Consider the following 12,449-nt stretch of genomic DNA (forward strand, 5'->3'; position numbering starts at 1 on the left):
AGGCGGTGCGGGATCAGATCGCCAGGGGATGGCCGATCGCGGCCTCGGCAACGCGCACCGGCACCGCCTCGGCGACCAGGCGGCCGACCGTGGCGAGGTCGTCGATCAGCAGGCGGTCGAAATCCAGGAAGGCGATGCCGGCGTCGCGCACGGCGTCGAGCACGGCGCGCGCTGCCGGGCCGGCGGTGGCCGGCTCGCCGGCCAGGTCCTCGGCCAGCGTCGCCAGTTCCCGGGCGAAGGCCTGCGCGGCGACGCCGGCCAGCGCCTGCGGGCGGTCGATCTTCGCGGCCAGGCGTTCGGGATCGGCAGCCAGTCGGGCGGCCGCGGCCAGCATGCGCTGACGCAGCTCCAGGGCCTGGCTGGCGGTGAGCAGCTCGATCGCCAGCACCTGCTCGACATCGCGCAGCATGGCCAGCAGGTCGAGCGCGTCTGTGGCGCCCATCGACACGTGGTCCTCGGCGTTGGCGCTGGTCGGCACCGAATAGACCGCCGCCGGATGCGCGCGCGTGGCCAGGGCGTTGACCAGGGCCGCGGCGGTGTACTGCACGATCATCAGGCCGGAATCGGTGCCTTCCGGATTGGCGATCAGGAACGGCGGCAGGCCGTCGCTGGTCGCCGGATCGGTGAGCTTGGCGATGCGCCGTTCGGCGATCGAGGCCAGCACCGGCAGCGCGGCCTTGAGCTGGGCCAGGGCCAGCGCCAGCGGCATGCCGTGGAAGTTTCCGGCGGACACCACGCTGCCGTCCTCGGGGAACACCAGCGGATTGTCGGTGACCGCGTTCAGTTCGATCTCGAACACGCCGGCGGCATGGCGGGCGGCGTCGCGCACCGCCCCGTGCACCTGCGGCGCGCAGCGCAGCGAATAGCTGTCCTGCGGCTGCGCCTTCTTGCCGCCGCGAAACGGCGGGTTGCGTTCGAAGAAGGCCTCGCGGCCGTCGCGCTCGGGCAGCGGCACCCAGCGCCAGCGCAGGTCGAAGTTCTCCGCCGAGGCGGCGCCGTCGGGCCAGCTCTCCGGCGTCCACGGATGGAAGCGCGGTGGCCGGTGGTAGGGCTGGTCGATCAGGCCGCTGCCGCCCAGCAGGGCGCGCAGGTTGGCGGCGGTGGCGACCTGGCCGGGGTGCGGCCGCGCCGCGTGCACGCGCGGGTCCAGCGCCGCGCTGCGCCCGCAGAAGGCCTCCAGGGTCAATGCCGCGGTGACGTCGGCGGTGCGCAGCAGGCGCTCGACATCGGCCAGCGCCAGCACGCCGATCGCCAGCATCAAGGTGGTGCCGTTGTTGAGCGCCAGGCCCTCCTTGAAGGACAGCACCAGCGGCGCCAAGCCGATCGCCGCCAGCGCCTCGGCGGCCGGCATGCGCTCGCCGCGCAGGGTCGCCTCGCCGCGGCCGAGCAGCATCAGCGCCTGGTGCGAGAGTGGCGCCAGGTCGCCGCTGGCGCCCACCGAGCCCTGCGCCGGGATCACCGGCAGCAGGTCGGCGTTGAGGCAGGCGACCAGGTGCTCGAGGGTCGCCTCGCGCACGCCGGAGTGGCCCTGCAGCAGGGTGTTGATGCGGATCGCCATCATCGCCCGCACCACATCGGCGGGCAGCGGCGCACCGACGCACACGGCATGGCTCTCGATCAGCTTGCGCTGCAGCTCGGCGACCAGGGTCTCGTCCTCGAGCGCGCCGGACAGCGCCGCCGGGCGCTGCCGGCGCTGGCTGAGCAGGCGCTCGGCATTGCTGCCGAAGCCGGTGGTGACGCCGTACAGCGGCTCGCCCTCGGCCAGCTTGGCGGCCAGGAAGGCCGCGGCCGCCCGGACCCGGGCCAGCGCCGCCGGCGCCAGCGCCACCGGCGCGCCCTGCCGGGCGACGTCCAGCACCTGGGCGCGGCTCAGCCCACGGCCGTCGAGCAGGACCGTCGCCATCAACCGGCGTCCCCGCCAGCCGGCGGCATCACCCGGGCCTGGGCGATCTCGACCTCCAGGGCGCGCGCCAGCTCGGCCGGCGCCACCTCGAACTGGCTCTGCCGCGCCAGGTCCTTGACCGCCACCACGCCGCGCGCCAGTTCGTCGGGGCCGGGAATGGCCACGAACCGGATGCCGGCGCGGTCGGCGTACTTGAGCTGGTTCTTCAGCTTGCCCGGCTCGAGCTGGGTCTCGACGTTGATGCCGGCCTCGCGCAGCGTCATGGCCAGGCGCAGCGCCTCGGGCAGTTGCGCCTCGTCGAGCAGGGCGACCAGCACCTGCACCGTCGATCCGCTGTCCCGGAACAGGCCGAGCTCGCGCAGCTGCCAGAACAGGCGGGTGGCGCCGATCGACAGGCCGACGCCGGGCAGGCGCGACTTCGTGTAATGCGAGGCCAGGTCCTCGTAGCGGCCGCCCGAGCAGACGCTGCCGATCTCCGGGTGGTCGGTCAGCACCGTCTCGTAGACGGTGCCGGTGTAGTAGTCCAGTCCGCGGGCGATCGCGAAGTTCAGGCGCACGTGGCTGTCCGGCACCCCGAAGTCGGCCAGCCGTGCCAGCACCTCGCGCAGCTCGGCGACGCCCTGCTCCAGCAGCGGGTGGTCGTGCGCCGCGGCGAGGCCGTCGAGCAGCTCGCCGGCATGGCCGTAGGATTCCGAGCGCGAGCCGACGAAGGCCAGCAGGCGGTCTACGGTTGGCGCGTCCAGGCCGAACTGCCCGGCCAGGGTCTCGCGCAGCCAGTCGGCGCCGCGCTTGTCCAGCTTGTCGACCTCGCGCAGCACCAGCTTCTGGCGCTCGCCGTCGTCGATGCCCAGCGCCGCCAGGAAGCCGCGCAGCAGCTTGCGGTTGTTGATCTCGATGCGGAAGCCGGAAAAGCCCAGGCCGGTGAACAGGTGGTGGATCACCGCCGGCAGCTCGGCGTCGTAGCGCACCGGCAGCGCGTCCTTGCCGACGATGTCGATGTCGCACTGGTAGAACTCGCGGAAGCGGCCGCGCTGGGCGCGCTCGCCGCGGTACACGCGCTGGATCTGGTAGCGCCGGAACGGGAACGCCAGCTGGTGCTCGTACTGGGCGACGTAGCGCGCCAGCGGCACGGTCAGGTCGAAGCGCAGCGCCAGTTCAGGCGCGCGCCCGGCCTCGCGGTCGCCGGTCGATTGCGCGAAGTACACCTGGCGCTCGGTCTCGCCGCCCTCCTTGGTCAGCAGGACCTCGGCCAGTTCCATCACAGGCGTCTCCACCGGCAGGAAGCCGAACCGCTCGTAGGTGGCGCGGATGGTGTCGAGCAGTCGCTGGAAGGCGATCTGCTCGCGCGGCAGCAATTCGAGCGCGCCCGGCAGGGTGCGCGGCTGGACCAGGCTCATGGGGGACCTTTCGAAAGACCGCGCAAGGGTAGCAAATCCGCCGCCGCCGCCCGGCCCCGCCGGGCCGGCCCCGGCGACCCCCGTTGCGCGCTGCGGGCGGTGGGACTAGACTGCGCGGCTCGCACCGTCGGGGTGTAGCTCAGCCTGGTAGAGCGCTACGTTCGGGACGTAGAAGTCGCAGGTTCAAATCCTGTCTCCCCGACCAAGTCTTGCGCAGCGCCGGTCCCCAGGGCCGGCGTTGTCGTTTCTGGCCTGGACCGCACCGGATGACCCTGCCCGAGCTTCCCCTGCCGAAGGCCGGCCAGCGCGTCGCCCGCGTCGGCGCCCTGCCCGGCGCCGGCCTGGCCCTGGCCCTGGCCGGCACCGCCCGCGCCAGTGCCGCACCGGTGCTGGCGATCACCGCCGACACCGCCGCCGCCGCTGCGCTCGAGGCCGACCTGGCGGCGCTGGCGCCCGAGCTGCCGGTGGCGCACCTGCCGGACTGGGAGATCCTGCCCTACGACCAGTTCTCGCCGCACCCGGACATCGTCTCGCAGCGGATCGCCGCGCTGAACGCGCTGCCGGCGATGCGCCAGGGCGTGCTGGTGCTGCCGGTGGCGACCCTGCTGCAGCGGCTGCCGCCGCGCAGCTACATCCAGGGCCGAACGCTCAGGGTCAAGGTCGGCGACCGCCTGGACCTGGCCGCCGAGCAGCAGCGGCTCGCCAACGCCGGCTACCGGCACGTGCCGCAGGTCGCCGAGCCGGGCGAATTCGCGGTGCGCGGCGCCCTGCTCGACATCTTCGCGATGGGCCAGCCCGAGCCGGTGCGCATCGAGCTGTTCGACGACGCGGTCGACTCGATCCGCGGTTTCGACCCCGAGAGCCAGCGCTCGACCGGCAAGATCTCCGCCATCGACCTGCTGCCTGGCCGCGAGTACCCGCTCGACGAGGCCGGCCGGCGCTTCTTCCGCGACGCCTTCCTGGACCGCTTCCCGGACGCCGATCCGCGTCGCGTCGACCTGCTGGTCGACCTGCGCGAGGGCCTGGTGCCGGCCGGGCTGGAATCCTGGCTGCCACTGTTCTTCGAGGCCACCGAGCACCTGTTCGACTACCTGGCCGGCGATGCCCTGGTGGTGCTCTGCGGCGAGGTCCTGGCTGCGGCCGCGCGCACCCTGCGCCAGGCTGGCCACCGCCACGAGAACCGCGCCCACGACGCGACCCGGCCGATCCTGCGCCCGGACGAACTGTTCCTCGACGAGGAGACCCTGCGCCGGTTGCTCAACGCCCACCCGCGCATCGAGGTCGGCGACGGCGACGCGACGCCCCCGGCCGCCGTCGCGCCGCCGCCGCCCGCGCCGGCCGCCGTGCGCGGCGAGGCGCCGGCCGCGACCCTGGCGGCCTGGCTGCGCGCCCTGCCCGGCCGCATCGTGCTGGCGGTCGACTCGCCCGGCCGCAAGGAAGCGATGCTCGGCCAGTTGCGCGAGCACGGCCTGGAGCCGCTGCAGGCGGCCGGCTGGGACGAGGCGCTGGCGGCGCCCCCCGATGCCGCCGTGCTGGCCGTGCTGCCCCTGTCGGGCGGCTTCGCCCTGCCTGCCGCCAACACCGTCGTGCTCAGCGACGCCGAGCTGTCCGGCGGCCAGGCGCGCGCCGCGCAGCGGCGCCGCGGCGCCGCCGCGCGCGACCCGGAAACCATCCTGCGCGACCTCACCGACCTGGCCCTCGGGGCGCCGGTGGTCCACGAGGACCATGGCGTCGGCCGCTACCAGGGCCTGGTCAAGCTCGACGCCGGCGGCCTGGCCAATGAATACCTGGCCATCGAGTACGCCGGCGGCGACAAGCTGTACGTGCCGGTCGCCGCCCTGCACCTGGTCAGCCGCTACACCGGCGGCAGCGCCGACAGCGCGCCCCTGCACACCCTGGGCAGCGAGCAGTGGGCGAAGGCCCGGCGCAAGGCCGCCGAGAAGATCCGCGACGTCGCCGCCGAGCTGCTCGAGATCCAGGCGCGCCGCCAGGCCCGGCCCGGCCAGGCGATCGCCCTGGACCGCGACCTGTACGCGCAGTTCGCCGCCGGATTTCCCTTCGAACCGACCCCCGACCAGCAGGTCGCCATCGACGCGGTGCTCGCCGACCTCGGCCGCGACGTGCCGATGGACCGCGTGGTCTGCGGCGACGTCGGCTTCGGCAAGACCGAGGTCGCCCTGCGTGCCGCCTTCGCCGCCGCCATCGGCGGCCGCCAGGTCGCCCTGCTGGTGCCGACCACGCTCCTTGCCGAGCAGCACTTCCGCAACTTCCAGGACCGCTTCGCCGACTGGCCGGTGCGCATCGAGCTGCTGTCCCGCTTTCGCAGCGCCAAGGAGATCGGCGCGGCCCTGAAGTCGCTGGCCGAAGGGCGCACCGACATCGTCATCGGTACCCACCGCCTGCTCTCGCCGGACGTGAAGTTCGAGCGCCTGGGCCTGGTGATCGTCGACGAGGAACAGCGTTTCGGCGTGCGCCAGAAGGAAAAGCTGAAGGCGCTGCGCGCCGAGGTGCACCTGCTGACCCTCACTGCCACGCCGATCCCACGCACCCTGAACATGGCGATGTCCGGCCTGCGCGACCTGTCGATCATCGCCACGCCGCCGAAGAGCCGGATGGCGGTGAAGACCCTGGTCACGCCCTGGGACACGGCCCTGGTCCGCGAGGCCTTCGCGCGCGAGCTGGGCCGCGGCGGCCAGGTCTACTTCCTGCACAACGAGGTCGACAGCATCGAGCGCCAGGCGCGCGAGCTGGCCGAGCTGGTGCCCGAGGCGCGCGTCCGCGTCGCCCACGGGCAGATGCCGGAGAAGGAGCTGGAGCGCGTAATGGCCGACTTCTACCGGCAGCGCTTCAACACCCTGGTGTGCTCGACAATCATCGAGTCCGGCATCGACGTGCCGACTGCCAACACCATCCTGATCAACCGCGCCGACCGCTTCGGCCTGGCCCAGCTGCACCAGCTGCGCGGACGGGTCGGGCGCAGCCACCACCGCGCCTTCGCCTACCTGATGGTGCCCGACCGCCGTGGCCTGACCGGCGACGCCGCCAAGCGCCTGGAGGCGATCGCCTCGCTGGAGGAACTGGGCGCCGGCTTCATGCTGGCCACCCACGACCTGGAGATCCGCGGCGCCGGCGAGCTGCTCGGCGAGGAGCAGAGCGGCCAGATCGAGGCGATCGGCTTCAGCCTGTACACCGAACTGCTGGAGCGCGCGGTGCGCGCCATCAAGGCCGGACGCATCCCCGACCTGGACGACGCCAGTCACCATGGCGCCGAGGTCGAGCTGCACCTGCCGGCGCTGATCCCCGACGACTACCTGCCCGACGTGCACACCCGGCTGATGCTCTACAAGCGCATCGCCACCTGCAGCGACGACGCCGCCCTCGATGCCATGCAGGTCGAGATGATCGACCGTTTCGGCCTGCTGCCGCCGCAGGTGAAGCACCTGTTCGCGGTGACCGCGATCAAGTTGCGCGCCACCAGCCTGGGCATCCGTCGCCTGGAGTTCGGCGAGCACGGCGGCCGCGTGGTGTTCAACCCGCAGCCCGGCTTCGAGCCGCTCAACCTGATCCGGCTGATCCAGGCCGAGCCGAAGACCTATGCCTTCGACGGCCAGGACAAGCTGCGCATCAAGGCCAACCTGCCCGAGCCCGCGCAGCGCATCGCCGCGGCACGCGTGCTGATGGGGCGGCTGGCGGGCGGCTGAGCGGGTGCGGCACGCGCGCCGGGCCGCGGCCCGGCGGTCGCAGCGCCCGGCCCTGACGCGGGGCGGTCTCCCCCGCAACGCCGGGCCCAGCTTGGGCGGCGGGAAGATGCGCGGCACCCGGCGGACCGCCTCAGTGGCCTCCGGCATGCGCCGCGGCGACGACTCGCCCGGCCGCCACGTCCGAGCGTGGTCGACTTCACACAGGTTTCGGGCAATCCGCGTTAATCTGCCGCGCGGGGGAGCAGGCACAGGAGCTGTCGCCATGACCCGAGCCACCATCGCCCTTTTTCTTGGCCTTGTCGCCGTCTCTGCGTCGGCCCAGGAAGAGCGTTACGAGGAACGCTGGGTCCGCCTGGCCGATGCCTGGACCGCAGTCGCCGCGACCGAAGCCGGCGGCACATGGCAGGCGGCCTTCGAGCGCGTGCACCCCACCGTCCAGGCGGATGCCGAACGCCGCTGCGGCCGCGCCGGCGCCGCCGCTGGCTTCAACAGCTTCCAGGCCATCCTTGTGATCGGCCGCGACGGCCGCGTCGAGGAAGTCCTGCCGATGCCCCCAAGCAGCCACTTCCGCTGCTTCGAGCGCTTCCTGCGCGGCCAGCGCTACCCCGCCCCACCCAGCCAACCCTGGCAGGTGCAGGTGGAGTTCGCGCTGGAGCGCCGGTAGCGCGCCGTTTGAGAGCCGGGACCCGGGACCCGGGACCCGGGTCTTGGGACCCCCGGAACCTGAAGCTGGCGATTCGGGGCGCAGGACGCGTAGTTCCGGGCCGGTAAGGGGTTCGGGTTGGGCGTCGGGCGTCAGGAACTGGCCGGCACCGCACTTCTCCCCTCTCTCGCGGGCGCTAAAGCACCAGGGAGAGGGCCGACACCTGCGGCGCGCTACCTGGCTACTGGTGCCGTGGCCCGATGCTAGGTGGAGAGGCCAGACAGCGCGCTCCAATCCCGAATCCCGAATCCCGAATCCCGAATCCCGAATCCCGAATCCCGAATCCCGAATCCCGAGTCCCGAGTCCCGAGTCCCGAGTCCCGAGTCCCGGTTACATCAGACCAACCCGTCCACCACCAGATGCTGCCCATGCACGTCGCGTGCGGCGTCCGAGGCGAGGAACAGCAGGCAGCCAGCCAGGGAGTCGGTGGACACCCAGCGAGCGTGGTCGGCATCGGGCATGGCAGCGCGGTTGGCCGGCGTGTCGATCAGGCTGGGCGCGATGCTGTTGACGGCGACGCCCTCGCCGCGCAACTCGGCGGACAGCGACTCCACCAGCCGCTGCAGCGCGCTCTTGGCAGCCACATAGGCGCCCTTGTGCGCCTCGCCGCGGGCCGCGGCACGCGCCGAGACCGCGACGATCCGGCCGCCGCCCGCCGCGCGCAGCGCCGGCACCGCGGCACCCGCGCAGGCCACGAACGACCAGGCATTGAGATCCATCATGCGCTGCCAGCTCTCGCGGCTGATCGCATGGCTGGCCTCGCCCATCTCGAACCCCCCGGCGACGTGCACCAGGGCATCGAGCCGCCCGAAGCGCTGCACCGCGGCCTCGACCGCGCGCGCCATGGCGTCGCCGTCGCAGACGTCGGCGACGCAGGCCAGGCAGTCCGGACCCAGCGCGTCGGCCACGGTGGCCAGCGCATCGCCCTCGCGGTCGACCAGGCACAGCCGGTCGCCACGCGCGTGGAAGGCCTGCGCGGCGGCGCGGCCGAGCGCGCCGGCGGCGCCGGTGATCAGGACGGTGGCGGGCTGGCTCATGGCATCGGTCTCCGGACGAACGAGCCGCCTACGATAACCCAGCCACCGGGTCAGGCCCTGCACATGCTGGCATCCCCGGTTTCGCGCGAGGCCACCCGCACGCACTTCGCCCGGAGGCGGCCGCGACCTGACCGGCGCGTCGCCCGGGAGCCAGCCGTCCGGAGCCGGGCGGGCAAGGGTCCGGCGCCGGCCGGTGCCGGTGGTGGTTCCGGGTCACTGCACGGCTCAATGCCCCTCCACCGGATCGACCCCGATCAGGGCACCGTCGATGAGCGCGGCCACCAGCATGCCGCCCGCGGTCACCACGTTGCCGGCAATGCCCCACTGGTGCCCGCCACCGTCGGGCAGCGGCAGGTGCGCGGCCAGGGCTCCGGTGCGGCGGTCCAGTACGGACAGGCCGGCGCCATGGGTCAGGAAATAGGGGGCACCGGCGGCCGTCCCGACCACCAGGTGGCGATCCATGACCAGCGGCGTTCCCCAGCTCCACCCATGCACGGCGCTGCGCCAGTGCACGCGTCCGGACGCCGGATCGATGGCGCTGATGCGGCGCAGGTCGGACGAGCCGACGTAGAGCACGCCATCGGCGACCACCGGCGCCGACTCGACCCAGGAACTCCAGAAACCGAGCCGCCACAGCGGCTCGCCGGTGCCGGCGGCAAGGGCGTGCAGACGGGCATCGCGTCCGCTGACGAAGACGCGCCCGTCGTGCACCACCAGGCCGGCACCCGGCTTCGCGCCCAGCCGATGGCGCCAGTGTTCGCGGCCATCCTGAAGGTCGAGCGCATGCACGTATCCATTCTCGCTCGCGACATAGACCCGGCCCTGGTCCACGGCTGCCCCGTGACGGATCGGGCCCGCGGCCGCGAACCGCCAGCGCAGCTCGCCGCTGGCGGCATCGACCGCATGCAGCAGTCCATCGGCACCGCCGACGATCACCAGTTCGCCGGCGAGCACCGGCTGCGGCGAATGCCAGTCCCAGTCGAACACCGCCGGGTGCGGCAGCACGCGCTGGCGCCGCCCGCCATCCAGTGCCTGCCGCCAGCGCTCCCGGCCATCGTCCCGGGCCAAGGCGTGCAGGAATCCGCCGTCGCTGACCACGTATGCCGTGTCGCCGTCCACCCGGGCGGCTCCGAACATCGGGTAGCCGACACCGACCGCCCAGACCATGCGTCCGTCGCGCCCGTCCACCGCGTGGAAGACGCCCCCCGTGCTGCCGATGTAGACGATGCCGTCGGCCACCACCGGGCTGGCGAAGACCTGGCCGTTCAGCCGCGTGGTCCAGCGCGGTGGCGACATGGGGGAGACCTCGGGAAGCATCTCGAGGGGAGGCGGGACGTCGGACCGCTCCAGCACGTCCTGCGAGTCGGCGGACATCAGTGTGCCGACCAGCTGCCCGTCCCGGAGCGCCAGGGCCATGGCGAGGCGCGGGTTCACCAGGACGTCACCCTCCACGCGCGCGGAGCCGGCCGGCACCCCATCGAAGTTGGCCATCGGCAAGGTGAGGTGGACCGTCAGGCCACCCTCGCCATCCGGGGTCAGGGCGACTCCCACGGCCACGCGTTCGAGTTCGCTGCCAACCTCTCCCCGCCAGTGGCCCGCGAGGCCAGGCGCATCGCTGGCATGCACCGCGTCCGTGGCGAACGAGAGAAGGGCACCGAAGAAAGCGGCGGAGCGGCAGCAGACGCGTGCCAGGATCATGAGACGTCTCGCGCAGGGGGCGTTGCCCGCATTGAAGACGATCCGGGCACCACCCTCGCGTGCCGGAAGTCCCGTGCGCCGACCGGTTGCCAGCAAGTCGCCCGGCCAGTCCGGTTCGCTCAGCCCCGCAACACCTTCGCCATCGCCTTGCCCTTCGCCAGCTCGTCGACCAGCTTGTCGAGCATGCGGATCCTGCGCATCAGCGGGTCCTCGACATTCTCGACCCGTACCCCGCAGACCACGCCGGTGATCAGCTCGCTGGCCGGGTTGAACGCCGGCGCCTCCGCGAAGAAGGTGCGGAAATCGGTCTGCCGGTCGAGCTGGTCCTGAAGGCCCTGCGCGTCGTATCCGGTCAGCCAGCAGACGACCTGGTCGACCTCGGCGCGGGTGCGGCCCTTGCGCTCGGCCTTCTGCACGTACATCGGGTAGACCTTGGAAAAGGCCATCGCATAGATGCGGTGTTCGGTCATGGCTTGGGTCCCACCGTGGCATGCGCCGGCCATGGTTGCAGACCCACCCCGGCGCGCCAACCCGTCCGGCGACTCGGCGCAGGATCGACTCCGAAAGGTGCGATACCTTGGCCGCAGGCGGCCGCCCCCGGCCTCAGCCCGCAGGCAGGCCCGTGTACGGAGCCCGCTCGCACCGCTGGTGCCATTCCGAACGACCGGTCACGGTGCCGCCGGAGGCATCGCCGAAGAACTCGTTCCTGCGGATCGACACGCCCGAGTCAAGGTCCAGGTGCCACTGGCTGCGCATGTGCACCACACCGGAAAACGACCGGATCTCATCGGGATCCGCCTTGATCACGGTGCGGCCGTCGATGGCGTGGATGGGCGTCACCCGGGCGCCGCTCGAAAAGCGACGGGCATCGAGATCGAAGCTGTAACGACGCACCTCGCCCACTTCGCTGGCCACCACCGGGCTGCCATCGGCCAGGGTGCCTTCGACGCGGTCCAGCGTGGTGGTGCACAGCAGGTCGAACAGCGTTGTCGACGGCTCGATCGGGCTGCCCTTGGCGCCCGGCCCCGATGATGCCAGTCCGGCAGAAACCGGCAGCAAACAGACGAACGCGATCGAAGCGAAGCGTCGACGTGCGTTGCGCTGCAGAAGCGGAAACATCGACGCCACCCTCTTCGAGAACCAACACGGGAAAACAGAAGGGAAGTCGCCGACCTTCGGTGCCTGCAGGCAGGGTTCGGCCTCGGCCGGGCGGGTCTGGGAAACTCTGGGGGACATGGCAGGCACTCACGTGGGGGCGTGGCGGCGAATCCGCCCCGCACCTGGGCATACGCAGCGGACAACGGCGGCAGATCAGGCGGCGTCCGATCCGATCGGCTGCCCTCCCAACCTGTCAGGTTGGCAGGCACCCCTTGACCACAGCGCCCGATCACCAACCGACCGCGCGCCCTCCCGCTCCGGCCCAGCACGGTCCTAGGCCATCCCGGCTCCGGACGCTCACCGGCGGAGCGCAGCCACCTTGTTCCTGTGCCGCGTCACCCACACGGGCGCCAGCACCAGGGCCACCAGCACCAGCGGCCACAGGTTGCCGTCGGCAAACGTGTAGGCCGACACCAGCTCGGGCCAGGTCAGTCCCCGGACCAGGCCGAAGCCGGTCTCGAACACCAGGGTCGCGGCCAGCCAGCCCAGGCCCAGGCACCCTGCCTGGGCGGGCGAGCGCGCTGGACGCCAGCGCAGCAGCAACCAGGCCACCGCGAACACCGCGGCGATCAGCAACAGGCCGCTGGCCACGATGCCGGCGACCCGGCCCAGGCGCGGCACCAGCACCGCCTCGCGCAGCAGGCCGTTGCCGATCGCCAGCACCAGGATCGCCAGCCAGGCCAGGGCGGCGTGCGGGAACGCCAGGTGCGCGGTCGGCATGGTGCGGCTCCTTTGCCCGTTGCCGGCAGTGTGGCGGCAAACGGGCCACCCGGCATAGGACCGCATGGCGTTGGCCTGGGTGGAGCCCGTCGCCTTGCGCGCCGCGGCAGGCACCTGCGCTAGGCTTGGCC

9 protein-coding genes and 1 tRNA gene are annotated in these 12,449 nt (G+C 72.5%); 3 read left to right on the forward strand and 7 right to left on the reverse strand.

Annotated features, from left to right (window positions below):
* Positions 1-13: 13 nt before the first annotated feature.
* Together KF823_15520 and hisS are read right to left on the reverse strand one after the other, a co-directional pair.
* Positions 14-1,903, reverse strand: coding sequence for an aromatic amino acid lyase (locus tag KF823_15520; GenBank protein MBX3727316.1), 1,890 nt, complete (start codon positions 1,901-1,903; stop codon positions 14-16).
* Positions 1,903-3,294 carry a histidine--tRNA ligase gene (hisS, locus tag KF823_15525; GenBank protein ID MBX3727317.1) on the reverse strand — a complete coding sequence of 464 codons (1,392 nt, stop codon included), beginning with the start codon at positions 3,292-3,294 and terminating at the stop codon, positions 1,903-1,905. Before hisS ends, KF823_15520 begins: the two co-directional genes overlap by 1 nt.
* 134 nt (positions 3,295-3,428) lie before the next feature.
* Here hisS and KF823_15530 point away from each other — a divergent pair.
* The 3 genes from KF823_15530 to KF823_15540 all read left to right on the forward strand — a co-directional run bounded on the left by KF823_15530 (position 3,429) and on the right by KF823_15540 (position 7,665).
* Positions 3,429-3,505 (forward strand) — tRNA-Pro (locus tag KF823_15530).
* Positions 3,506-3,566: 61 nt separating this feature from the next.
* Positions 3,567-7,001 (forward strand): transcription-repair coupling factor, encoded by a 3,435-nt coding sequence (gene mfd / locus KF823_15535; protein MBX3727318.1) that lies wholly within the window; start codon positions 3,567-3,569, stop codon positions 6,999-7,001.
* A 262-nt stretch (positions 7,002-7,263) separates the two neighbouring features.
* Complete coding sequence (locus KF823_15540) at positions 7,264-7,665, forward strand: hypothetical protein (GenBank protein MBX3727319.1); 402 nt, start codon at positions 7,264-7,266, stop codon at positions 7,663-7,665.
* 375 nt (positions 7,666-8,040) lie between these two features.
* Here the strand turns inward: KF823_15540 and KF823_15545 are convergent, their stop codons facing one another.
* The 5 genes from KF823_15545 to KF823_15565 all read right to left on the reverse strand — a co-directional run bounded on the left by KF823_15545 (position 8,041) and on the right by KF823_15565 (position 12,318).
* A complete protein-coding gene (locus tag KF823_15545) occupies positions 8,041-8,742 on the reverse strand; it encodes an SDR family oxidoreductase (protein ID MBX3727320.1) in 702 nt (233 codons plus the stop codon).
* Positions 8,743-8,967: 225 nt separating this feature from the next.
* A complete protein-coding gene (locus KF823_15550) occupies positions 8,968-10,440 on the reverse strand; it encodes a PQQ-binding-like beta-propeller repeat protein (GenBank protein ID MBX3727321.1) in 1,473 nt (490 codons plus the stop codon).
* A 119-nt stretch (positions 10,441-10,559) separates the two neighbouring features.
* On the reverse strand, positions 10,560-10,910 hold the full coding sequence (locus KF823_15555) for a DUF2200 domain-containing protein (protein MBX3727322.1): 351 nt from the start codon (positions 10,908-10,910) through the stop codon (positions 10,560-10,562).
* A 133-nt stretch (positions 10,911-11,043) separates the two neighbouring features.
* On the reverse strand, positions 11,044-11,685 hold the full coding sequence (locus KF823_15560; GenBank protein ID MBX3727323.1) for a hypothetical protein: 642 nt from the start codon (positions 11,683-11,685) through the stop codon (positions 11,044-11,046).
* Positions 11,686-11,895: 210 nt separating this feature from the next.
* Positions 11,896-12,318, reverse strand: a complete 423-nt coding sequence (locus KF823_15565; protein MBX3727324.1) for a hypothetical protein — start codon at positions 12,316-12,318, stop codon at positions 11,896-11,898.
* Positions 12,319-12,449 lie beyond the last annotated feature (131 nt).

The organism is Lysobacterales bacterium, assembly GCA_019634735.1.
Lineage (GTDB): Bacteria > Pseudomonadota > Gammaproteobacteria > Xanthomonadales > UBA2363 > Pseudofulvimonas.